Source organism: Rossellomorea aquimaris, from assembly GCF_008180865.1.
In the GTDB taxonomy this organism is placed as follows: Bacteria; Bacillota; Bacilli; order Bacillales; family Bacillaceae_B; genus Rossellomorea; species Rossellomorea yichunensis.
Map to the genome: position 1 here is coordinate 34420 of NZ_VTEX01000004.1, position 23931 is coordinate 58350.

The following is a 23931-nucleotide window of genomic DNA, read 5'->3' on the forward strand; positions in this document are numbered from 1 at the left end:
GATTTGGTCAAAAGGAAGCACTCGAAGCTCATGGCCACGTCAGTAGTATGATTTCTAATTTCTGCTGAAATTATTGTAATGCGCCATTATTTAGAATTGAAAAAGGATGAGATGTCATTCATCTCATCCTTTACTGGGATTAAATCCAACCTCTGAACCGGCATGCTTCGGCCATTTTTCTGACTCCTACCATATAGGCGGCAAGTCTCATATCGACTCTTCTGGACTGGGAAGTTTCGTATACATTATTAAAGGAGCTGACCAAGATCTTCTCCAATTTTTCTTCCACTTCTTCTTCAGACCAGTAATAACCCTGATTATTTTGTACCCATTCAAAGTAAGAAACCGTCACCCCACCCGATGATGCTAACACATCAGGCACCAGTAGGATTCCACGCTCGGTGAGGATTTTCGTTGCTTCCAACGTTGTCGGTCCGTTCGCTGCCTCTACCACAATGCTTGCTCTTATGTTGTGAGCATTTTTCTCCGTGATTTGGTTCTCGATGGCTGCAGGCACGAGAATGTCACAGTCCAGCTCTAATAGTTCTTCATTTGTTATCGTATTATTAAATAATTTCGTAACCGTTCCAAAACTATCCCGACGATCCAGCAAATAATCAATATCCAGCCCATCTTCGTCATGAAGTCCACCGTAGGCATCAGAAATCCCAATCACCTTTGCTCCTGCATCATGCATAAACTTTGCAAGGAAGCTTCCGGCATTACCAAAGCCTTGAACGACTACTCTCGCTCCTTTAAGCTTAATTCCTTTTTTCTTGGCTGCTTCATGAATACAAATCGTGACGCCCTTCGCGGTTGCCGTTTCACGACCATGGGATCCCCCAAGCACCAATGGTTTCCCTGTAATAAATCCTGGCGAATTATACTCATCGATTCGGCTGTATTCGTCCATCATCCACGCCATGATTTGCGAGTTTGTAAAAACATCGGGAGCCGGAATATCTTTAGATGGTCCGACAATTTGGCTGATTGCGCGTACATAACCACGACTTAATCGCTCGAGCTCTCTAAATGACATATCCCGGGGATCACAGATGATGCCCCCTTTACCTCCACCGTATGGAAGGTCTACAATTCCACATTTCAAGCTCATCCATATGGAAAGCGCTTTAACTTCTTTTTCAGTAACGTTCGGGTGAAATCGAATCCCACCCTTTGTTGGTCCAACTGCATCATTATGTTGAGCACGGTATCCCGTGAAAACCTTTACTTTCCCATCATCCATCCGGACTGGTATTTTAACCGTTAACATTCGTACAGGTTCTTTTAATAATTCATATACTTCTTGTGAATACCCCAATTTATCAAGAGCAAGATGAATAACCGTTTGTGTAGATTTCAATACATCGTGTCGATCAGATGCTTGGTGATTTTCTTTCCCCTTATCGGCTACCATTTATGTAAACCTCCCAGTATACTTCACTGTTTAACGGAACCTCGTCCGCTTTCATGACATAGTATACACGTTTGAATTCTACTTGCAAAGAAGGAAAATCAAAAAAAGAAGATTTTTTTGAAAACGCTATCATAAACGAAAAGCGGAGGCGGCTTGGGCAGGCCCGACAAGCATAAGGCGAGACCAGCGGAAAGGCGCACTTTGCCTTTTTGGTGGTCTTGACTTATGACCTCGAGGGGCTAGCCGCCGGAGCTGGACATTTCGAAAAGCGGAAGGGCTTTGCCCAGAGGCGACAAGCATAAGGCGGCCCCACCAGAAAGGCGCTCTTTGCCTTTGTGGTGTTCTTGACTTATGACCTCGAGCCCCAAGCCCCTGGAGCTGGACATCGCGAAAAGCGGAGGCGGCTTGGCCAGGCATACAAAAAATCACAACAACCATCACCATAACAAAAAACACTTCCAGGAATCACCCTAAAAGTGCAAAATAATGTCGATATTTTCTATAAATCATAGTAAAACATATATCTAAAGGGGGGGAAGATTGGGTGCCAAATAACATAATCAGAAATAAAACAGAATTTTATCAATGGAATCCTTTATTAAAACAGCACGGCCGTACTCCATCAGGATATGTTTCGTAATCTTTGATTGTTGACCGTATTCAGCGCAAATAGCCTCCATGACCAAGCTATCGTATTCCAATAGATTTTCAATAAGTAAGTAGTAGTTTTTTTCATAATAATAAATGCTTAATTGTATAAGGCGATTGTTCACTTTGTTCAATTCGTTGATACGTTTAAGGAGGTCCAGTACATCCTCGAAATCCTCAAAGTAAACGAGCACATCATGATCATTCATGGACTTCATGATTCCACTTTCGTCTTCCCAATCAGAAAAGTCATCTTCTGACTCTAATGTGAGGATCATGCAGATTTCCTGATCATCAAATGACTCAATCTCAACGGTGATTTCCATCTGTGTTTCAATGCCGAACTTCCCTTGAACTTCATCTAACATGTCTTCAAAAAGATCATGCCACATATAGGAATCTTTCCATTGGTCTTGTTCAAATAAGCCTTTTTGCTCTAATTCTTCCACACTAATGGAAAATTTTATTTTGTTGTCAGAAATTCTTTCAAGCTTCATCTTCGTACCCCCTAGAGTGTGACGATTTATCACCATACTATGTAAGGGGCAGAAAACAGTGCATAATCCAATTATAATTTACTTTTCAGCCATAGTTCCCAATCAGGTTTGGATTGTCCGACAATGTGTTCCTGAAATTCCTCTTTCTTTTCTTTTGGGAGATGGTCTACTGCAAAACCGCCAATTCCAATTTCCAGGCCATCCCGCTCACTCTTTAATGAAGTAACGAGTGACAACAGGTTATCTACATTTTCCCTTAAGGTGCAGGAGAAGAACAGAAACTTAGGGTCGACTTCGTCAAGAACGACGTCGATATCATTTTCTTTAATACTCGAGCCTAAATAGATTACTTCAAATCCCTTTCTTCTTACATAGAGAGTAAAGATTAACAATCCCAACTCATGCCATTCGTCCGGTCCGCAAACTGCTACTACTTTAGGCAAGATTCCGTTGTGAGGAAAAGAGTGCATGATGATTCCGATACGGGATCTCAGTATCGATGTTGCAAAATGCTCGTGAGCCGTCGTAATTTTCCCGTTCTCCCACAGGTCTCCGATTTTAACCAGCAAGCTGCCCAGGATATCGATCACCACTTTATCTATCGTGTAAACAGCAAACGACTGGTTGATTAATTCATGGGCTTTTGTTTCATCAAAGCTTAAGAGTGCTTTTAACAAATCATCCGAGATGCTCTGAGTGCGGTCCTTTCGTTCAGAGGATGCAATCTCATTTTCTTCCAGCTCTTGTTTATCAAGTAACGCAACTGCCTGACTGATCGTAAATCCCTGATTGACCTTTTCAACCAGCCATTTCAATATATTTAAATGTTGTTCTGTGTACAATCGATGACCTGATTCATTACGTACAGGAGCAATTATCTGATATCTTCTCTCCCATGCCCTTAATGTACCTGGTTGTATTCCTAAGATTGTGGACACAGCTTTTATATTGTATTTGCCTTCTAACTTCTTGTCATTGCTCATAAATAGTCCCCCAAAGTAATTCTCTTCTCTCTAAAATTATAATCGAGAAACCGCACTGTGTAAAATTTGTACAGGTAATGAACAACAAATGTTCATTTCATTCCTTTTCGATTTTCAGTAAATGGGTCTCTGCAGGAGCTCCCAAGCGTAATGGGAGCGCAGTTGTCCCATAGCCGTTACTTACTAATAGGGTGGTCTGTGGGAGCTTTTCAAGTCTTCCTTTTTTATACAGTCCCCAACCAAACAATCGAATTTGTCCACCGTGTGTATGGCCACTCAACATCAGGTCAATCCCCTCTTCTTTTCGTACCTGCCTTACAAGTCTCGGGTCATGACTGATTAATATATTAAATTCATACGGTGTTGTTTTTTTAAGGGAAGAAGAGTAAGAAGCTTTCTGCGTACTCGCATCGTCCACTCCGATCAGGTTAACCTTCCCGTTTTGAATAGGCACCTTAACTGAATCATTTACAATTTCAATGATTCCCTTTTGTTTAAATATATCCTTCAGCCTGTTCGTATTCACTTCATGATCATTATTGCCCCATACGAAATAAACCGTTCCCAGTGTCAATAGTTTATCTAAGTTTTGCTCAACTCTTGAGTAGGGCACTCCTTTTTCCAACAGATCCCCGCCAATGATGACAAAATCGACTTTCCCTTTCACTTCATCAATAATTCCGTCTGACACTTCCCTCTTATGTATATCAGATATAAAAAAGATGGAAATCGCGCTCATATGATGAGGAAGGGCAAGAAGCTTGACCTTCTCCATTTTCACAACATTTCTACGTGCTTCATATAACATAAAAAAGAGGAGACTGACTCCCCCTACTAATAAAAATATACTAAATTCAAGCATTGTGGCCTCCTTGTCGGTGGAAATCTATAGAAATAATACCATAAAAGATGGATAAGAAGGAAAAAATCATTGTTTGCCACATTCCAAAAGTGCTCAACAAATAGATGATGCCTATATGAAATGGGATGAAGACTAATTCTTTATGTAGTTTACCATTCATTAATCTTAGAATAGAAAACAGTTCGAATTTCAATAAATTCCCTTGGACGATTAACCCGACCATAAAGGCCATCATTGCCGCAAAGAATGGCACGGGATTTAAGAGTAGCTCCACAATAAACTCAGAGCTGTTCAGCAGTTCACCCGCCGGAAACCATTTAATGAATAGATACCCTAATAGAAACGTGATAAGCAGTTTAACAGTATGATTGATCAAAAAAATCCCTCCCATAAATCTTATGAGAGGGATTTCTTTTCATACAGGGTTTCAGTCAATTATTCATCTTCATGAATATCAAGAATGCGGAATCCTGATTTCTCCAACTTATTGAGAAATTTATCCATATTGTCCTTCTTTTCGACCTTTAGTACGATACGTCTTAATAATTTATCGGTTTCATCAAAGGTAACCAGGGAGATGACCGATTCCGAATACTGCTGGACGATATCTCCAAGACGGGCAATCCTTCCTTCTGTTTCCACAGAAGAAAAGGCGATTCTCACTCCCTTTTGATCCATCCCGAATGCACTTCTGAATTGATCAAGTACATCAAAGCGGGTGATCAATCCAAGGAACTTTTTATCTGGCCCTACGACTGGAAGAATCGGAGAATCCTTCAATTCGACCAATGCATTTTCAAATACATCTTTGTCAGTTATATATTTGTCGGTATCGGCAATAATATCACGAACCTTTTTCTCCTTGAGAAAGGCTTCTTTATCCATTCCTGAAAGGAAGAAGCTCTGATAAATATTGTAGCGTGTTGCCACCCCTTTATATTCTTCATTCGAGAGTACCGGCACCCCATCAATTTTATGGTGCTCCAATACATTAAGGGTCTTTTCGATCGAGTCATTTTCATCAACCACATAGCATTTGTGTTTCGGTATCATGGCACTTTTTACAAACATTTGACCACCTCATCATTAATATCCTACATCTGTAGTATTCAACATTTTCACAAAGTTTCCCTTCATATTTATGAATTTAAATTAATTAACATGTTCTATTTAACCTTTTCATATGTTGTTACGAAGGATTTTCTTTAAAGGAGGGATTATCGTGCACGAATTTTACAAAGCTTATTACCCATATGTAAGCCCATTCGATCCGTGTAAGCCTATTACCCGGAAAGTCTATTCAACGCCCCCTAATCTTTACTTAGGGTTTCAACCTCCCAACCTGGAGCAATATTCGCCTAAAGAAGCGTTACAAAAAGGTACTCTATGGAAAGTGTTTTATGATCCCTACTATAGCCCGTATGAAAAGATGAAGGGAGAATAGACTGACATGAAACAGCTTCCCCCCCATTATTATGAAGTGCTGGAAGAGTTACAAGCTGTAGATTTCGTGATTCTTGACCTTACCCTTTACCTTGATACACACCCTGAAGATTATGATGCAATCTCTCAATATAATATGTACATCAAAACGCGAAAACAAATTAAGAAGAAATTCGAAAAAGAATTTGGTCCTTTGACAAACTTTGGATATAGCTACTCCAATTACCCATGGGATTGGAAGGATGCTCCATGGCCATGGCAAGTTTAATATTTCGGGAGGTGCATGACAATGTGGGTTTACGAGAAAAAACTTCAATATCCGGTCAGAGTAAGTACATGCAATCCTAAACTGGCAAAATTTCTGATTGAACAATACGGCGGTGCTGACGGAGAACTTGCAGCTGCCTTAAGGTATCTCAACCAACGCTATACCATCCCTGACAAAGTCATCGGATTGTTAACGGATATTGGTACGGAGGAGTTTGCTCACTTGGAAATGATCGCGACAATGGTTTATAAATTAATTAAAGATGCAACTCCCCAGCAGATGAAGGACGCCGGACTCGACCCTCATTATGTTAATCATGATGGAGCGATCTTCTATCACAATGCTGCAGGTGTGCCGTTTACTACAGCGTATATAGCGGCTAAAGGTGATCCGATAGCTGATTTATATGAAGATATAGCAGCTGAAGAGAAAGCAAGGGCTACCTATCAGTGGATCATTAATATGAGTGACGATCCTGATCTGAATGATGGTTTGCGGTTTTTAAGGGAGCGTGAAATCGTCCACTCCCAACGCTTCCGTGAAGCAGTTGAAATACTTAAGGACGAAAGAGATAAAAAGGTATTCTTTTAAGCATGGAAAATTGGCTCATTTCTTCGAAAGAAGAAATGAGCCTATTCTTTTACTATAAAATAAATATGAGCTCGTTTTTTAGTACTAACATTTACTCTCACTTACTACCATGAAATAAATTAATATCCCATTCTTTTTTCATTTTTTCGTACACATGATGCCTTTTTTTCCACGCTTCCTCTTTCCATAAATCTTTACTTCGATCGATGATCTCACACCTTAATGCATGATATTCTTTTTCCTTTTTCTCCTTTTTTTCATATAAGATTCTTGTAGCACCGAAAAGTCCGACAAGAAGCATAGTGATAATTAGATGAAAAGAGCTGGATACAAATACAGAAAACATCGCTGCAAAAGAATAAGAATATGGTCCAAGCACGAATTTCGTCACATAATAGAGAAAAAAGAAGGAAGCAAACATGGTTGCCCATAAGGTATAGAGGTGTACCGCTTTGGCTTTATCAAATTTTTGTTTTTTGTCTATTAAATTATGTAGCATCTGTCCAGTGGCTTGATCTGTCCACTCTCCAAATTTCATCCCCATTCACTCCTTTCCTTCCTTTATAGTTTATGAACTTGTCCATAAAGTTAGAATAGTAGAATAAAAAAAGGACCTCTTCAGATCCTTTACGAATATCAGGAAGGCGGGTTTAGGTTTCTTCACCCTGACATCTGATTCCGACTATTAAGAAAACTAACTTCATGAAATTCCGTTATGAGTTGATCAAAGATGCAATCCCAGGACTGTTTTTCAGCCATTTGAAGAGCATTTTTTTTCATTTCAGTTAGGAGATCTCTATTTAATATCTCTTCAATATGATGAATAAACGAAGAGTAGCGATGAGCTTTCGCCATCCTTCCTGTTTGATTATGCACTACGATGTTCGTCACACCGCCTTTATCAGCCACTACCGCTGGCAATCCGGAGGCAAATGCTTCTAATACTACATTTCCAAACGTCTCTGAAGCAGATGGGAAGACAAATAGGTCAGAGGATGCATACACTTCCGCTAATTCGTTTCCTGTTACATAACCCGTAAAGAGTACATTTTCGTTTTTGGTTTTTTCCATAAGCTCATTCCTCATCGGTCCATCGCCGACTATCACCCATTGAACTTGATCTTTTAATGTTTGAGGAAGATATTTAATCGTCTTTTCGAGTGTGTCCAAGTCCTTTTCAGGAGCTAAACGCCCCACATAAAGAAGAGTGTATTTCTTGTTTTTATTAAATTTCCTCCTTAGTTCAGGGCTTCGCTTTTCCGGAGAATAGGTTTGACAATCCACTCCCCTGCTCCATATGGATAAGTCGGTAAAACCTTGGTTTTCTAAGTGAAGCTTCGTTTCAATTGAGGGGACAAAAATTCGATCTGCCTGTGAATAAAACCATTTCATGTATTTCCATAATAATGGTGCCACCCACATCATTTTGTAATAATTCAAATACAGATCAAAATGGGTATGATAAGAGGCAACCAATGGGATATTCATTTTCTTTGCACCCCGGACCCCATATAATCCCATTGTAAGAGGTGTGGTTACATGAATCAGTGTAGGTGAAAAATCTTTCAGCTGTTTTTCAATGGTTTTCGGGTTGGCAATAGCCGTTCTGCATTCAGGATAGAAGAAAAAAGGAAAACTTGTAAAGGAATGTACATTTGGATAGGACTCTTTTTTCTCTTGAAGATCAGGAGCAAATACTTTGTACTCAATTCCCCTTTTCTCATAGTGATTCGTCAATCTCTTTAACGTTCTTGCGACCCCGTTCACTTGAGGATAGTAAGTATCTGAAAACAATGCCACTCGCATGTACCCTTCCCCCTTTATGATTGCCTTTCAATTCTTAGATTTTATACGTTTATCCCATAAACAAAAGGACCATTAAAGTCGTAGCAAATGCAAGAAATGCTCCCGCCAATACATCTGAAGGATAATGGACTCCGAGCACCACTCGGGAGTATCCCACTAACCAACTTAAAGGAAAAAGGATAAGTATCGTGTATGGATACTGAATCATAAAAGGAATCGATATGGAAAAAATGGCGGTTGAATGACCAGACGGAAATGAATGATCCTTAAATTCATAGCCGTGTATCATTGCATCGGGTAATGTTAGATAAGGTCTGATACGTTTAACCAATTTCTTGGTGATTGACATAATAATATGACTGATACATAACGTTATCATGGCAGCCATTACCGTTCTTTGCATCTGTGAATAATATTGACTCAAGAAAAACAAGATCAGGACGGAGGCTACAGTAATCCTCGCTCCACCCAAATGAGTGACATAGCCGAAGAATGAACGATACAGCCGCTTGCTTCCATTGATTCTGTAAAACAACAGGTCATCTACTTTTCGAAAGCGCGTAAGCATTCTGTCCATGAAACCAACTCCTCTTCTTTTAGTGATGTCACCTCCATTATATTTTAGGTTTGTAATGCTTCTTATAAATGAATGTAAATTTTATCGTGAATATTTGTAAAAAAAAAAAAAATAGCACCCCCCAAAATCGACTTGGGGGGAGTGCCTTTTATTGATCTAATGGGATTTCCAGTACTTGCCCTGTCTGAATTTCATTATTTTGAATATTATTCCATTCCTTAATTCGTTCAACTCCTGATTGGGAATTGTAGTATTTCATAGCAATCCTGAAAAGGGTTTCCTTGGAGGCGACCGTGTGATACACGATCTTGTTTGTTGGCTGCTCTTCCACAGGCTCTTCATTTTCCTCTTCTGTCGGCTTTTCCTCTGCTGATTCTTGTTCAGCAGGTGGAGAAGCAGGTTCAGTGGATGCTGGTTGTTCTTTTCCAGTCACTGAGGGAGCAACTTCATTCAGGGATTCTTCACTTTTGTCATTCCCGGCAACCTCTTCTTCTTTGGAATCAGCCTCTCCAATGCTCTCCTCATTATCATTATCGGATTGGTCGTAGCGAACTTCTTCCACATCATCCACATCTTCTGACATGACCACCAGGGGGCCATTCCTGCTATCAAAATATGAATAAATGCTAAAAACCGTCAAGGGCAAAAGAATAAAAAATAAGAGCAGCATACTGATCAATGGATATTTCATTCTCCATTTGTTTTTCTTCTTTTTCTCTCTATGTAACTCACTTCTCGCTGGAAGAGGCTCTCTTTTTTTAAATGATGCTTCCTCTGGGACTCGTTCAATCTTTTGCTTTAATTTCGCTGCTTGATCTCGATATGGGTCTTTACTCATGAGACATCCCTTCTTTACTTCCTTGTCTTCCTTTCTTACGCATATGTATACCCAGTAAGAAATCGATGACAAAGTGCATGATGATTGTTACCAATAAATTCTCTGTTTGTTCATAAATGAAACCGATCCAAAAGCTAAGCAGTACAATATTGACAATTAAAAACCAGTGAGCCCAGTATCTAAAATGTATCAGTGCAAATATAATACTTGAAATGATTATACCAAAGTGAAATTGCAACACGCCTCTAAATAATATTTCTTCACTGATGCTGATGAAAAATGCAAGCAGTGCAATTTCACCAATGCTTCTATCCGTAAATATCCTTGCATTCACCCCGCCATCGTCATAGTATTTACTGGGTAAACGCTTCATTAATACGATGTCGATGATCACAATCATCACACCGCTTGTTAATCCAATTGTCAAAATGGTCGGGGAAATGTAAAACTGTTTCCAAAAACCGGACCATGTGTCAAATAAAAATATACCTAATCCTAAGGCAATCGTTAATAGTAAGAATTGAGTGAAATACAAATGAAATGTTAACTGGTTCTTAGAAAGCTGTTCTATGACTTCCCCTTGTTTCTGCATGAATACCACTTATCCTAATAATAATTTTTCCAACCTTTTTTCCCATCTTGTTTCAATCGGGTTTTGAGTGTCAGTTGGCCGACACTTGAAATCCTTAAGGGAATAACCGCATTGATCGCAACAGAAGTTGTTCTCCTGTTCTAACACTTCATCAAAATAGTGAAGGAGCTTCTCTCTCCTACAGGAATCAACCTGTAACCACTCGATCATGGAGAGCAGTTTGTCCTTCTTGTATTGTAAACGATTGTTGCGAATTTGTTTCATCTTTTCTATTAATCTATCATGACTAAGTGTCCGTCCTCGAGTCAGCTCATCTGAATAATACGTAAGAAATCGATATTGAATCTCCGACAGTTGCAACAGATCGATTATCTCATTCGCCTGGCCCTGTCTGGCTTCCTTTACATACCTTTGTATTTGTAAATCTTCAGGCAATTCACTTTGAATAAGCTGCAGTGGGATCGAAAGGTCTTGTTCAGAGTATAACACGACAGACACACTGCTTTCCCCATCTCGTCCCGCTCTTCCGATTTCTTGTGAGAATGATTCTATGTTTGAAGAGAAATGAAAATGAATGACAAATCGAATATTTTCCTTGTTTACACCCATACCAAAAGCAGAAGTGGCACATATGATTCTTAGCTTATTGGATAGAAATTGTTGTTGAATGAGTATCCTATCCTCTTGTTCCATTCCCCCATGATAGTGAGCAACACCTGATACACCATTTTCCCCAAGCCATAAAGAAACGTCTTCTGCCATACGCTTACTTGAGAAATAGATAATGCCCGGTCCGCCCCAGGTTGTCACATATTCTAAAAGCTTATCCAGTTTATCGCTATGATTCGTGACTTTCTCAACGAATAGACCAATATTTTCACGATTAATTGAATAGACTTTTTCCACAGCACCTTCCATTTGGAGCACTCGTTTAATGTCTTTTCTCACTTCACCTGTGGCAGTCGCCGTTAATGCCAAGGTCGTTGGATTGCCAATCTTCTCTTTCATCTCCCCCAATTTTAAGTAATCAGGTCTGAAGTCAGGACCCCACTGAGATATACAATGTGCTTCATCAATGACAAATAAAGAAATGTGTAAAGTTTGTAGTAAGGGAATAATAACCGGACTCATTAACATTTCCGGGGATATGAATATAAATTTATAAACGTGTAATTGCTCAAGGGCCGATCTTCTTTCCATATAAGGTAAAAACGAATTCAGTGCAATCACCCGTTTTTCACCCATAACTTTCATCTGCTCCACTTGATCCTGCATTAAAGAGAGAAGGGGAGAAACGATTAATACTTGTCCTTTCTTTAGATACCCGGGTAATTGATAGCACAGCGACTTACCTGTTCCTGTAGGGAGCATCGCCACCGTATCCCGTTGATTTAGAACAGATAGAATGATTTCCTCCTGACCTTCTCTGAAGGAAGAATAGCCAAATCTCTCTTTAAGTTCTTTTTGCAAATTCACGGTTCTCACCTGCCTTCGCAATCGCTACTCTAATTTGAAAATAAGATAAATGAGGAATCTTCTCTTTTATCGGTTTTAGCCTTTTAGTTTGAGCGTCGTTCATAACTAAAAGCACATTCTCATATTCCTCTTGAGAAATGAACGGATCTATTGCAAACTCTTCCTGAGTTAAGATTAGTTCAATCACATGGTCTTCAATAGTATTTATTTTTAAATCACGTATACGCGCGATTTCTTCGATTGAATGACCCCTTTGATACAACTCATATGTTTTGCTTGTTGAAATGGTCAGATTTTGAAGCTGATCATTTTTTAAGCTGATTGAATATAATAAGGGATAAGTCGAAGGATCTTTTTCTAATTCAGATAATATGCTATGAATTAAATCAAGAAACTGAAAGCGGAATTCTTCTTCATGCATATTCAATTTTTCAGCAACTTGCAATTCTGTCCATCCATAATCCTTGAAGCCCGTTAACCGGAATACGAGAACGTCTGGATTTAAGGATTGTGTTAGACTGGTCAACAGGGTATACAGCTCCTTATACAAATCGGAAGACATTTTTTCAATATTAGGGTTCGCCCGTAAACAGCTCTTTACCCAATCTTGTATGCTCTTGTTACGTTGTACAGGAAAATAGAGCGTTTCCTGCTGTTTCCCGTTCGATAGAACCTGAACAAGGAGGCTTAATCTTTTCCAAAACAGAAACGTTTGATCACCGTAGACAAGGCCATTCATATTTGATGGAAAGGAGTCACCTTGAAAATCTTTTTTTACAGATTCAGTACCAGCAGTTGTCACAATCGCTTTCCCACTATCATCGACAATGACATACCCCAATTTCTCTAATTCCTTTACCTTCTGGTTAAAGTACGCTCGTTTAAGCTTAGGTAAAGAAAGGAAAAATGGCTGCAAATAAAAGAGGTGAGCATCCTGAATCGACTGGGAAGACTTTTTTCCTTTTAAGATATGAAAAACAGAGTAAATCGATCGCTCTCCATTTATTTGTATGAAGCAATATAAAATCACATAATTAAGATAGGTCAATTCTCTACTCCTTAACATGTAGGTTATTGTCAAATATTGTACCATGAATTTGTTGTTTAACCATGTTTTGTTTTTCATATATAGGATAAAAATAAAAAGAAACCACCTAACTATTGAAAAGTTATACAATCCTCTATAAAATAAACATTAAGTGATTTTTCACAAACTTACATTGTGTATAATGATGAATTATATAGAATTATTTATTCGGGAGGTTTTTTCTTTGCCAAAATATACAATCGTCGACAAGGATACATGCATTGCATGTGGAGCGTGTGGGGCTGCTGCTCCAGATATTTACGACTATGATGATGAAGGTATCGCATTTGTAACATTAGACGATAACCAGGGGACGGTCGAAGTTCCTGACGTATTAGAAGATGATATGATTGATGCATTCGAAGGTTGTCCTACAGATTCAATAAAAGTAGCTGACGAGCCATTCGATGGAGATGCACTAAAATTTGAATAGTAGTTCCGAAGCTAAGGGAGAATTTCCCCTTAGCTTTTTCTTTTTGTGCTGATGACATTAGAAAACCCCTCAAATGTAATTGAGGGGTTTATGATTTATATTTGCACTATGCCGCTTTCTTTAGGGCTGTCTGTCTTGCCAACCAGCCTTGAAGACGAACAAATAGTAAGATAAAGACTGATGTTACAAGGATTCCTTTTAAAATGTTGAAAGGAACAATTCCTGTAATGATAATCTCAGCAGGAAGCTCAAAATTCATGAAGTATTTATATGCGGGAAGGAACACAAAATAATTAAGAATTCCCATACTGATACTCATGACCACAGTTCCTGTGATAAGTCCGATCAACAAACCTTTTTTAGATTGAAAACGTGAATAAATATAATATGTCGGTAGAATCAAAAGCACTCCCGCCATAAAGTTTGCAACATGACCAATCGGAACGCCGGTATCGCTTCCTGTCATGATGTAATCAATCACGTTCTTGAATAATTCAACTAATATTCCTGCAAGAGGACCTAATGTTACTGTCGCAATCAATGCAGGCACATCACTGAAATCTACCATTAAAAACTTTGGAAATGGTGGAATCGGGAAGTTAAAAAGCATTAACACATAGGATATGGCACTTAACATACCAACCGTTACAAACGTGCGTGTATTCATTTTTCTCATAAACCTCTCTCCTTTAGGAGATTCATCTCATATCGAAGATAGCTCAAGCCAAAGGTAGCATTAAAAAACCCCTAGATACGTATATCTAGGAGAACGATAAGGCATACCCTAATAAACGTTCAGCTTCCCTTTTTCTAAACGTTCTGGCATAAACCTTCATCTTCTCCCATCCAGACTATACTGTCGGCTTTGGAATCGCACCAAATCCTGCCCGTGAAGGCTCGCGGGCTTAGAGACAAATGTCTCATCACCGCCGGTAGGGAATTTCACCCTGCCCCGAAGACGAATCTTTATTTTTTTATACATTTTCATTATACATAATGACAGGAGTTATGTGAAGGAAAACAGTTTGAATTCGAAATATTTTTGTTTACTAATGGAATATTCAGGTTTACGATTCCATTATTGTATGTTTAATACTTGTTGAGGATATATAGGTGTCTTAAGATCCAGGTCATTCCAAGCCACCAAGTCATTCACATCGACTCCTTGTGCGACTGAAATGGAGTATAAGGTGTCCCCTTGTTTCACTACATACCCACTTCCAGCTGACAGAGGGATGGCTAACGATTGATTAATTACCAAATTATTGGTTTCATTTAACCCATTGGCCCTCTTAATATCCTCTACGGATATATTGTATTGCTGAGAAATCCCCCAGAGGGTTTCTCCCTTATGTACGACATGATTTACCATGTTTTCATTATTATGAACTTTTTTCGTACTTACATCATGAGTGATATCAGCTGTTCCAGAAACACCCACTGCCTGATAGGGATCCCGCTCCTGAGCAAACACAAGCTGCCCGACCTCACCTTGTCCAAATACCATATAGGGATCGATTGCATTTTCCTTATCAATCGTCCATTCACCCCTGTGCACTTCAAAATGCAGGTGAGCTCCTGTGGATCTGCCTGTATTTCCTAAATTTCCAAGCTGTTGACCTTGATCCACTTCTTGATTTTCTTCAACAAGCCGGTTCTTAAGATGAGCATAAACGGTTTCATACCCATTTTCATGCCTAATGAATACTACATGTCCGTAGCTTGGAGATAGATATGATCTAATCACCTTACCTTTGGCAACAGAATAAACAGGAGAGCCTATGTCTCCTCCTATGTCCATTCCTTTATGAGTACCAGACCTTGTCCCATATGAATCCGTTATCATCCCTTCAACAGGAAATGTCCAGGATACCGTTTCCTCCACGATCTTATTCGTCTCTGCTTTCGCTATCTTTCCTGTAAAGAACATAATGCTCACACACAATGCTAACAGGAATACAATTAAGAGCCTTCTTACATAATCCAAAATCATGCTTGTCCTCCTTACCCATTTAACGCAATACCTTATTTCTTCCCTACTGAAGCTTCACGTCCGCTACCTTTTCATCTATTAACCCATTCTTACCTTCTCACCATCATTTCATGCACTCCCCACTATATGTAGACCCTCCATTCAATATTCACAAGTGAATGAGATAATTTTCCTTTGAGTAGTTTGTCTAAGTCTAAGATAAATATACACCCAAAAGCGGAGGCGGCTTGTTCAGAGGCGACAAGCATAAGACGAACAGGCCGGAAAGGCGTTCTTTGCCTTTTTGGCCTGTTTGACTTATGACCTCGAGGGGCTAGCCGCTGGAGCTGGATGACACCCAAAAGCGGAGGCGGCTCGTTCAGAGGCGACAAGCATAAGATGAATTGGCCGGGAAGGCGTCCTTTGCCTTCTTGGCCAATTTAGCTTATGACCTCGAGGGGCTAGCCGCCGGAGCTGGATGACACCCAAAAGCGGAGGCGGCTCGTTCAGAGGCGACAAGCATAAGATGAATTGGCCGGGAAGGCGTCCTTTGCCTTCTTGACCAATTTAGCTTATGACCTCGAGGGGCTAGCCGCCGGAGCTGGACGACACCAAAAGCGGAGGCGGCTCGTTCAGAGGCGACAAGCATAAGACGAACAGGCCGGAAAGGCGTTCTTTGCCTTTTGGGTCTGTTTGACTTATGACCTCGAGCCTCTAGCCGCCGGAGCTGGATGACACCCAAAAGCGGAGGCGGCTTGTTCAGCCCTGACAAGCATAAGATGAATTGGCCGGGAAAGCGTCCTTTGCCTTCTTGGCCAATTTAGCTTAGGACCTCGAGGGGCTAGCCGCCGGAGCTGGACGACACCAAAAGCGGAGGCCGCTCGTTCAGCCCCGACAAGCATGCCCTTCACACAAAAAAAGACCGGAAACGGATTCCTTTCCCGCTTCCAGTCTTTCTGTGATAACTAATTTTCGAATGTTTTCTTATTCGGGCTGATAGGAGTCTCAATGGGTTCGTTGAACATGAATCCATTCCAGCTTTCCTGTTTAATGTTTTCGAATTGAACTCTTTCATACCCGGAGCTTTTGCTTGTCAGTAAAATGCCTTCAATCATTTCCATGGCTGTTTCGTTGTCTAATATTTCTATGTCCAGTTCATTTAAGAAATTGATGGTTAGATATTCATCTGATTCCTTTACACTGATATTGATGTTTTTAGGAATCACACTTTGGAACAGGCTCGTCTCTGAGCTTTTCATTGCCTGAATGGACTCTTTGACATTTCCTCTATTTATATTATCCGGTACGAGGAAGCGTTCCCTTCCATTTGGCGAGTAAAGGTAATAAGCCGTATGAGCATCTTCATTAAGGTCGATTTTTGAGAATTCCCCGGTGGAGCTGAATTCCGGGACTGAGCCGTCTTGTTCTTGAAGAACCACTTCATTTAACCCCTTATGCTGAAATGAGTATAATAGAGTATGGTAAAAAGCGTATTCCACTGCACTACCGCCACTATAAGAATGCTCAGGATCCAAAGTGAAAATGACTTTGTTTTCACCCATTGTAAATTTGCCTTTTAAAGGGAGAAAGTCTTCCATCCCCCACTCACCTTCAGGCAACTCACCTGCAATTTCTTCATAACGGGTCAACCAGCCTTCTTCCCCTTCTGCAGGGCGATCGACAATTGAAATAGGTACAGGTACCGCTTCAGGTGAAACGAGTCCATAAGAATAGTAGTCCTGCCCTTCCAAGTCTTCTTCATATAAAGATAATCTTTCTGCCGTAGTTGGTTGAATGTCTTTTTCAGTCTCAGCCATACTAAGCTCGCTATTATCCTTTTCAACTGTCATTTGGTCTTTATCGGCGTCATCATGTATCATTTCTGATTTATCACTTGATTTCGCCAGGGAATCTTGTGCTGAATTCGGTGCTGAATCCCCACCTGAAGATTCCGTTGATTTCATTTCTGATTTTTCCATAGTATTTTCATTGAATTGATTTAATACGGTTGGAGCAAGCATGACCATGATGAAAATGGCTGCCAGCGCTGCGACTGTTGGAATAAAACGGTTAAATGCAATAAACTTCTTTTTGTTCTGGCGTTCTATTTTTGCATATATCGATTGAGGAGTTCGAACATCTTTGATTTGAGGAAGCTTTTTGACGAGGTCCTCTATATCACGATCTTTCCATTCTGACTGTTTCAATGTCTCTTTCCTCCTTTGGTAGCCGTTGATTCATTTCAATTCTTAACCACTTTATGGCTCTATGCTGGGTCGTTTTCACTTTACTTTCAGACCAGCCGAGGACTTCAGATGTTTCAACAATTGAAAGTTCTTGTAAGTAACGCATAATAATGACCATCCGATAATCCGTCGAACAGTTTTTCAAACATTCGTACAATACCTGAACTTCTTCCTTCGCAACAGTAATTTCTTCCGGAAGCGCCCCATCGTCTGTCACATCATTCCGGCTCCAATCGAATTTATCCAATATCCGATGCTTCCAGTTCTTCTGTTTTCTAAAATGATCTATGGCTACATTTTTTGCAATCGAAAAAAGCCACGTTTTTTCAGAGCTTTTCCCTTCAAAACGCTCATGCGATTTAAGCACCCGTATATATACTTCCTGCACCAGATCTTCAGCCTGCTGCTTATTCTGTACCATGTATATAAGGAATTGAAAGACGTCCTGATGATACTCAGTGTATAATTTCTCAAAAACGGAGTTCACTTGCTTCCCTCCCCGTCAATTTATTAGTCGTTTTTTCTGTAAAAAAGTTACACACTATCAATATAGTATTTTTCTGGTAAAAAGGAAAGACTTATATTAAATTCAGGTTTCACCTCAAATTCACTTCAAATAAAAAGTCAACAAGGTACTTATCCCCTGTTGACTTCTCATATTCTCATCATTTTTTCAACATCATTTTCTACTCACAGAGAAAAAATAAAGAATGTTTCCCATGTAACAAGAAAAAACGTCAAGTTTCTATGGATATCATCGATTCTTGGCTAAATGGGAAGAAAGAAAGTGAAGGTTGTCCCTTGATCGACTTTACTTTGTACTTGGATATGACCTTTATGGGACTCAATGATGTTCTTTGCGATCGCGAGGCCCAGACCAGTACCGGACTTCCCTCTTGTTCTGGCTTTATCCGCTTTATAGAAGCGCTCGAATACAAAAGGAAGATCTTCTTCAGGAATCCCGGAACCCGTGTCTTTTACGTGGAATAAATAACCACCCTTGCTTTCCGTCAGGGAGACGGTTACTTCTCCATCTGTAGGAGTATGTCTTAAAGCATTATCAATAAGATTGGTTAATACTTGTTCAATCCGGTCCGGATCCATGTGAATTTCATTTTTGATTCCTACGTCACTTTCAAAGTAAACGGATACCTTTTTTTCTTTGGCCAGTCCAATAAATTTATTCGTCACTCTTTCGGTGAAAGGCATGACACCAATGACGTCTTTATTTAGTGTGATATGCCCCGCTTCCATACGGGCCAAATCCAGAAGGTCGTTGACCAGACGCCCCATCCGCAATGACTCATCATAAATAATTCGGGCTATCTCTTTCTTTTCTTCTTCTGTTTCCGCAATATCATCAACGATCGCTTCACTATATCCTTGAAGCATAGAGATTGGGGTACGGAGTTCATGTGAGACATTGGCGATAAAGTCTTTCCGAAGCTTATCCAATCTTCTCTCTTCTGTCATATCGCGCACCACCGCCACGGCTCCCCTGATGTTGTTGTTATTGTAGAGAGGACTGATAATCACCACATACGAACGCCCCTGCAGACTCAATTCACCTGTCTGCTCCATTTCTGTAACGACCACGCTCTGCAATAATTCTTTTACAGTAGTTGGGATGGCTTCCTCACTGTTTTCACTTTGCTCATAATACCAATGCTGAAGGAAGCGATCGGCAGGTGGATTAGTGATCAAGATCGTGCCGTCTCTATTAAAGGTGATAACTCCATCGGCCATACTGCTCAAAATAGAGGAGAGCTGCTCCTTCTCCTGGCTCAATGCGTTAATGTGAAACTTAAGCTGCCTGCCCATTTGGTTAAATCCTGTTGCGAGTTCACCGATTTCATCCTTCGTCAAAATCGGAACCTTTGTATCAAACTTACCCTTTGCTACCTCAAAGGCTGCTTCCCTCATTTTCCTTAGTGGTGCAGTGATACGTGTGGAAAGGAAGAAAGCAAAGATGGTCGTTAGAATAATGGCAATCCCGGCAGCAAGCAAGATCAGTTTCGTTGTTTGACGTGTTGTATCTTTAATAACACCAAGAGACTGATAGAGATATACCGCTCCATCTTCTTCATCAATATGAAGAGGAGTCCCTACAATGATGATATTTTCATATCGGTTAGACGACATTTCCGAAGATAATTCAATCTCTTTCTTGATGGTGATTTCTTTTGTTTTCACCGATTGAAGTTGTTTATCATCAGAAATATACTCATGAATATTGTTTTGAAATGCTGTAGAATCCTGGGAATAAAGTGATTCATTCTGGTCTAATGAAATAATGATATTGACTGGATCATCGATGATTTCTTTCCCCAGTTCCATCCCCAGCTCCAGGTCTTTATGATTTTCAATGACTCTCGCCACTTTTTCAGCCGTTTGGGTTAGTTCTTTTTCGACCACATCGACGTGATAGTTTTGAAAGAATTCCAGTAAAAGAATCGTAAGGATAAATAACACAAAGGAAACTAAGAGGAGAATCGTTAGCCACAGCTTCCCTACAACACTACGCCATAGCCTCATTCATTTGTTACCTCGAACTTGTAGCCTACTCCCCATACGGTAACAATCATCTTTGCAGCCATCTCGGATACTTTATTCAGTTTTTCTCTTAATCGTTTCACATGTGTATCGACCGTACGCAGGTCCCCGAAGAATTCATAATGCCACACTTCCTTAAGCAGGTGCTCACGGTCAAATACTTTGTCAGGAGCTTTTGCAAGGAAATATAGGAGCTCGTATTCTTTTGGTGTTAAGTTCACATCTTTACCGTCAGCGGTTACCCGATGGGCATCATTATCGATTGTAAGATGAGGATAGACAATAAGGTCCTTCGCCTTGGCATCTGTTTGAATAAAGCTAGTCTTTGAAGAGCGTCTTAATAACGCTTTCACTCTCAGTACCACTTCGCGAGGGGAAAAAGGTTTCACTATGTAATCATCGGTTCCCACTTCGAACCCTTGCACTCTGTTCACTTCTTCTCCTTTAGCAGTAAGCATGATCACAGGCGTCGCTTTCTTTTCACGAAGGTACTTACATACTTCGATCCCGTCCATTCCCGGCATCATGATATCCAGTAAGATACAGTCGTAATTATTCTCCAGAGCAAGCGCCAAAGCTTCCTCTCCATTTTCGGCTTCATCGATTTCATAGTTTTCTCTTTCAAGATACATTTTTAACAGTCTGCGAATCCGGTCTTCATCATCTACAACTAAAATTCGAATATTTTCCTCCATGGGTACATCCCCCTTTTGTATAATTACACCATATTATCCTATATTTTATATGAAAAAAGAAGCTGACTCAAAGAGAATATCACTCTCGTTATAGCCAGCTCCTTCCCCGTTCGTCATTTAAGCGTATGAATGCAGTCCTGCGATAATGAGGTTTACAGCCACCAGGTTGAATAGAATAATGGCGACCCCGATGACGGCTAACCATGCAGACTTCTCACCGTGCCATCCTTTAGAGAGGCGTAGATGCAGAAATGCCGCATAGAATAAGAATGTAATTAATGCCCATACTTCTTTGGGATCCCATCCCCAGAATCGAGTCCAGGCAATTTGAGCCCAGATCATTGCGAAGATGAGCCCTCCCAGTGTAAATACTGGAAAGCCGATTAATACTGAGCGGTAACCGATTTCGTCCATCAGGTCCAGATTCACATTTTTCACGAGTGGCTGTAATTTCGCAGCTATTCGCTTTCTGAAGATTAAGCGTAATAGAAGATAAATTCCAGTTCCAATCAGAAACGACCAAATAACGGTATTAAGTTTCTTAGCATTGATGAGGGCTGGCATTTCTACCAGCGGCTCCATTACATTGTCAGTTAATAATTGTCCTTCATTCGGTCCGACAAGGGCCGGCAGTGTGTATTCAGAAATCGCTTCGGCCCCTTCTTGATCGACATACTGAAAATTCGCTTCATAATTTCCCAGGGTAAAAGCAGTTGATGCAACTACAAACCCTAATACGACCACTAAAGAATACATGACGGTTTCTAGCCAAAACGATTGTTTGCTTCCTTTTGTATGTTGCACTGATTTCAATAAGTAGATTAACCCTGCCACAAAACTGATGGATAAAATCGCTTCCCCCGCTGAAACAGTTGTGACGTGGATTTTCAACCAATCACTTTGAAGAGCAGGAATCAGTGGACTAATGTCTTTAGGGAACATACTGGCATAGGCGATCACCAAAAGTGCAAATGGTAATGCAATGACACCCAGTATCGTTGTTTTATACATAAAGTAAAGTATGATAAAGGCTCCGACAAGCATCATTCCGAAAAAGGTTGTAAATTCAAATAAATTACTTACTGGAGCGTGTCCTGCTGCCCCCCATCTTAAAAAGAAGTAGCCTAATTGAGCGGCAAATCCGATAAGGGTTAAAACAATTCCAATTAATCCCCACTTTTGCTGATTCGTTTCAGTTGTATTCTTTTGGCGGATGCTTCCACCAAAAAACAACGTAGCAATCAAATACATCATGAAGGATACATAGAGTAAATTACTACTCCACTCTGCCATTGTTATCGTTGACATCTTCATTCCTCCTTGCTTCGTCTTTTTGTTGTTGATCTTCAGGTTCCTGTATACCGGTACCTTCCAAAACGAAGTTGATTTCATTTTTTAATCCATGCCAGTTTTTATTCGAATGACCGGCTACGATGACTCCATCTTCACTTCGCCTGATCCAGATTCTTCGGTGATGCCAATATGCACCTTGTACGACACCTATCATAAAGATGGCTCCACCAACGGCTAAAATCCAAAGAGTGAGATCCTTATGAACGGTTAAAGCAGATACATCTCTCGTCTCAACACCTGCAAATGACAATTTATATTCATTGTCACCAAGCGGTTCCAGATTTTGCTGGATTCCTACAAAGCTCACTTCACCATCGGGCTTTTCAGGAGAGAACAACTTGAATAGGAATGCAGGATTATTCGGTAAAGGAGACTTTGTTTGCGGCTCTCCTTGTTCATTAAATCCAGAGAAATCAGGATAATATCCCATCAATTCTACTTTATAACCTTCTTCAAATGCATAGGTATCCTGAGGATCAAATAGGTCGACGGTGAATTTACCGAAACTGTCCCCTGACTCTTTATTATCGAATGTAAAGGACATTGATTTAAATTCGTCCAACTTGTAACTGGTTTGATAGACAGCGAAATTCCCGAATTTAAGGGGATGATTCACTTTAATGGAGTCCTCTTTTTCCACTTCACGGTCAGCCGTTTGTCCTGGAAGTTTATCTCCGGATTCTTTATACAGTACCACGTCAGACTGGAAATTCTTTGCGATGGTTCCATTCTTATCAATGGCTTCCCCAAATACTTCTTTGTCTTTATCTTTATCGTATGTCTCTAACGTAAACCCTTTATTTTCTAAGTAATATTCTTGTTTCGTACCAGGAACCGCCCTTGTTTCACCTTCACGGATCCACACGGTTTCATCAATATACATTCCGGGAACGAATCGCAGCATGCCCCCGAAAAGGAAAATGATAAGACCAATATGATTGACATAGGGACCCCATCTCGAGAAACGATTTTTCTCTGCAAGAATGTTTCCGTCTTCTTCCCGGATCTTGTATTTTTTTTGAGTTAACTTTTCCTTGATCTTACTTATTGAATCATTGACTTCTACCATTTCTGTTTTCCCATAGATTCGTTGACGCTTCAGGAAACCAACATGTCTGGAAACACGTTGATTCTTGAGGGCACGATAGAGGGGAATCACCCGATCCAGACTGCAGATCACGAGGGAAACTCCAATCGATGCGATTAATAATAGATACCACCATGAACTATATAAATCATGGAACCCTAACGTATAATATAACTCTCCAAAAAAGCCGTATACATCTTCATAGTATTCATTTGCCGGCTGTCCATTCGGAATATACTGTTCCTGGGGCAAAATCGTACCGACTGCAGAGGCGATAAGTGTGATGACAATTAACCATACGCCAACCTTAACAGATGAAAAGAAATTCCAAATCTTATCGACTATCGATTTGTTATACGTTTGGGAACGTCTAGCACTACCCTCGTATCGCATGTCATGAAGCTTCTCGTTCTTCGCTTCATCCGTTAAAGCACGTCCGCAGGATTCGCAGAGAACGGTACCATTCGGGTTTACATGACCGCATACACATTTGATCTCTTTCATGTT

At 40.2% G+C, this 23931-nt stretch carries 25 protein-coding genes and 1 riboswitch; of the genes, 4 read left to right on the forward strand and 21 right to left on the reverse strand.

Annotated features, from left to right (window positions below):
- Positions 1-139: 139 nt before the first annotated feature.
- The 6 genes from FZC88_RS15460 to FZC88_RS15485 form a co-directional block, all read right to left on the reverse strand.
- Complete coding sequence (locus FZC88_RS15460; protein ID WP_148995569.1) at positions 140-1417, reverse strand: Glu/Leu/Phe/Val family dehydrogenase; 1278 nt, start codon at positions 1415-1417, stop codon at positions 140-142.
- A 560-nt stretch (positions 1418-1977) separates the two neighbouring features.
- Positions 1978-2562, reverse strand: coding sequence for an adaptor protein MecA (locus FZC88_RS15465; protein WP_187443270.1), 585 nt, complete (start codon positions 2560-2562; stop codon positions 1978-1980).
- A gap of 71 nt (positions 2563-2633) precedes the next feature.
- Positions 2634-3545, reverse strand: coding sequence for a MerR family transcriptional regulator (locus tag FZC88_RS15470; protein WP_148969487.1), 912 nt, complete (start codon positions 3543-3545; stop codon positions 2634-2636).
- A 97-nt stretch (positions 3546-3642) separates the two neighbouring features.
- The gene (locus tag FZC88_RS15475; RefSeq protein ID WP_148995570.1) at positions 3643-4407 is read right to left on the reverse strand and encodes a metallophosphoesterase; all 765 of its coding nucleotides are present in this window, start codon (positions 4405-4407) and stop codon (positions 3643-3645) included.
- Positions 4400-4783 carry a hypothetical protein gene (locus FZC88_RS15480; RefSeq protein ID WP_148969489.1) on the reverse strand — a complete coding sequence of 128 codons (384 nt, stop codon included), beginning with the start codon at positions 4781-4783 and terminating at the stop codon, positions 4400-4402. The genes FZC88_RS15475 and FZC88_RS15480 overlap by 8 nt, the downstream gene beginning before the upstream one ends.
- Positions 4784-4842: 59 nt before the next feature.
- The gene (locus FZC88_RS15485) at positions 4843-5478 is read right to left on the reverse strand and encodes a CBS domain-containing protein (RefSeq protein WP_148969490.1); all 636 of its coding nucleotides are present in this window, start codon (positions 5476-5478) and stop codon (positions 4843-4845) included.
- A 151-nt stretch (positions 5479-5629) separates the two neighbouring features.
- On the opposite strand from FZC88_RS15485, the gene FZC88_RS15490 reads away from it, so the two are divergent.
- The 3 genes from FZC88_RS15490 to FZC88_RS15500 are packed head-to-tail and all read left to right on the forward strand — an operon-like array spanning position 5630 to position 6709.
- Positions 5630-5851, forward strand: a complete 222-nt coding sequence (locus FZC88_RS15490) for a spore coat associated protein CotJA (RefSeq protein WP_044340146.1) — start codon at positions 5630-5632, stop codon at positions 5849-5851.
- 6 nt (positions 5852-5857) lie between these two features.
- On the forward strand, positions 5858-6118 hold the full coding sequence (locus FZC88_RS15495; protein WP_113967646.1) for a spore coat protein CotJB: 261 nt from the start codon (positions 5858-5860) through the stop codon (positions 6116-6118).
- 21 nt (positions 6119-6139) lie between these two features.
- A complete protein-coding gene (locus FZC88_RS15500; RefSeq protein ID WP_113967645.1) occupies positions 6140-6709 on the forward strand; it encodes a manganese catalase family protein in 570 nt (189 codons plus the stop codon).
- A 97-nt stretch (positions 6710-6806) separates the two neighbouring features.
- Here the strand turns inward: FZC88_RS15500 and FZC88_RS15505 are convergent, their stop codons facing one another.
- The 7 genes from FZC88_RS15505 to FZC88_RS15535 form a co-directional block, all read right to left on the reverse strand.
- Positions 6807-7247, reverse strand: coding sequence for a YpbF family protein (locus tag FZC88_RS15505; protein WP_262371885.1), 441 nt, complete (start codon positions 7245-7247; stop codon positions 6807-6809).
- A 122-nt stretch (positions 7248-7369) separates the two neighbouring features.
- Positions 7370-8515, reverse strand: a complete 1146-nt coding sequence (locus FZC88_RS15510) for a glycosyltransferase family 4 protein (RefSeq protein WP_148969492.1) — start codon at positions 8513-8515, stop codon at positions 7370-7372.
- 49 nt (positions 8516-8564) lie between these two features.
- The gene (locus FZC88_RS15515; RefSeq protein ID WP_148995572.1) at positions 8565-9092 is read right to left on the reverse strand and encodes a phosphatase PAP2 family protein; all 528 of its coding nucleotides are present in this window, start codon (positions 9090-9092) and stop codon (positions 8565-8567) included.
- A gap of 148 nt (positions 9093-9240) precedes the next feature.
- A complete protein-coding gene (locus FZC88_RS15520; protein WP_148995573.1) occupies positions 9241-9930 on the reverse strand; it encodes a LysM peptidoglycan-binding domain-containing protein in 690 nt (229 codons plus the stop codon).
- Complete coding sequence (locus FZC88_RS15525; protein WP_148969495.1) at positions 9923-10522, reverse strand: CPBP family intramembrane glutamic endopeptidase; 600 nt, start codon at positions 10520-10522, stop codon at positions 9923-9925. The genes FZC88_RS15520 and FZC88_RS15525 overlap by 8 nt, the downstream gene beginning before the upstream one ends.
- Positions 10523-10531: 9 nt before the next feature.
- A complete protein-coding gene (locus tag FZC88_RS15530; RefSeq protein ID WP_187443653.1) occupies positions 10532-11998 on the reverse strand; it encodes a RecQ family ATP-dependent DNA helicase in 1467 nt (488 codons plus the stop codon).
- Positions 11976-13046, reverse strand: a complete 1071-nt coding sequence (locus FZC88_RS15535; RefSeq protein WP_187443654.1) for a YpbB family protein — start codon at positions 13044-13046, stop codon at positions 11976-11978. Before FZC88_RS15535 ends, FZC88_RS15530 begins: the two co-directional genes overlap by 23 nt.
- 223 nt (positions 13047-13269) lie before the next feature.
- Here FZC88_RS15535 and FZC88_RS15540 point away from each other — a divergent pair, with 223 nt between their 5' ends.
- A complete protein-coding gene (locus FZC88_RS15540; RefSeq protein WP_032087848.1) occupies positions 13270-13518 on the forward strand; it encodes a ferredoxin in 249 nt (82 codons plus the stop codon).
- A gap of 106 nt (positions 13519-13624) precedes the next feature.
- On the opposite strand, the gene FZC88_RS15545 is transcribed toward FZC88_RS15540, so the two are convergent.
- The 8 genes from FZC88_RS15545 to resB form a co-directional block, all read right to left on the reverse strand.
- A complete protein-coding gene (locus FZC88_RS15545; RefSeq protein ID WP_148969498.1) occupies positions 13625-14194 on the reverse strand; it encodes an ECF transporter S component in 570 nt (189 codons plus the stop codon).
- 154 nt (positions 14195-14348) lie between these two features.
- Positions 14349-14482: riboswitch (FMN riboswitch) on the reverse strand.
- Positions 14483-14596: 114 nt separating this feature from the next.
- The gene (locus FZC88_RS15550; protein WP_148969499.1) at positions 14597-15511 is read right to left on the reverse strand and encodes a M23 family metallopeptidase; all 915 of its coding nucleotides are present in this window, start codon (positions 15509-15511) and stop codon (positions 14597-14599) included.
- A 944-nt stretch (positions 15512-16455) separates the two neighbouring features.
- The gene (locus FZC88_RS15555; RefSeq protein WP_148969500.1) at positions 16456-17697 is read right to left on the reverse strand and encodes a hypothetical protein; all 1242 of its coding nucleotides are present in this window, start codon (positions 17695-17697) and stop codon (positions 16456-16458) included.
- Positions 17669-18223 carry an RNA polymerase sigma factor SigX gene (gene sigX / locus FZC88_RS15560; protein WP_148969501.1) on the reverse strand — a complete coding sequence of 185 codons (555 nt, stop codon included), beginning with the start codon at positions 18221-18223 and terminating at the stop codon, positions 17669-17671. The genes FZC88_RS15555 and sigX overlap by 29 nt, the downstream gene beginning before the upstream one ends.
- A 281-nt stretch (positions 18224-18504) precedes the next feature.
- Entirely contained in the window at positions 18505-20271 is a 1767-nt protein-coding gene (locus FZC88_RS15565) for an ATP-binding protein (protein ID WP_148969502.1), read from the reverse strand.
- The gene (locus FZC88_RS15570) at positions 20268-20984 is read right to left on the reverse strand and encodes a response regulator transcription factor (RefSeq protein WP_113967631.1); all 717 of its coding nucleotides are present in this window, start codon (positions 20982-20984) and stop codon (positions 20268-20270) included. The genes FZC88_RS15565 and FZC88_RS15570 overlap by 4 nt, the downstream gene beginning before the upstream one ends.
- Before the next feature lie 117 nt (positions 20985-21101).
- Complete coding sequence (gene ccsB, locus FZC88_RS15575; RefSeq protein ID WP_148970018.1) at positions 21102-22277, reverse strand: c-type cytochrome biogenesis protein CcsB; 1176 nt, start codon at positions 22275-22277, stop codon at positions 21102-21104.
- On the reverse strand, positions 22261-23928 hold the full coding sequence (gene resB / locus FZC88_RS15580) for a cytochrome c biogenesis protein ResB (protein WP_148995576.1): 1668 nt from the start codon (positions 23926-23928) through the stop codon (positions 22261-22263). Before resB ends, ccsB begins: the two co-directional genes overlap by 17 nt.
- Positions 23929-23931: the final 3 nt, after the last annotated feature.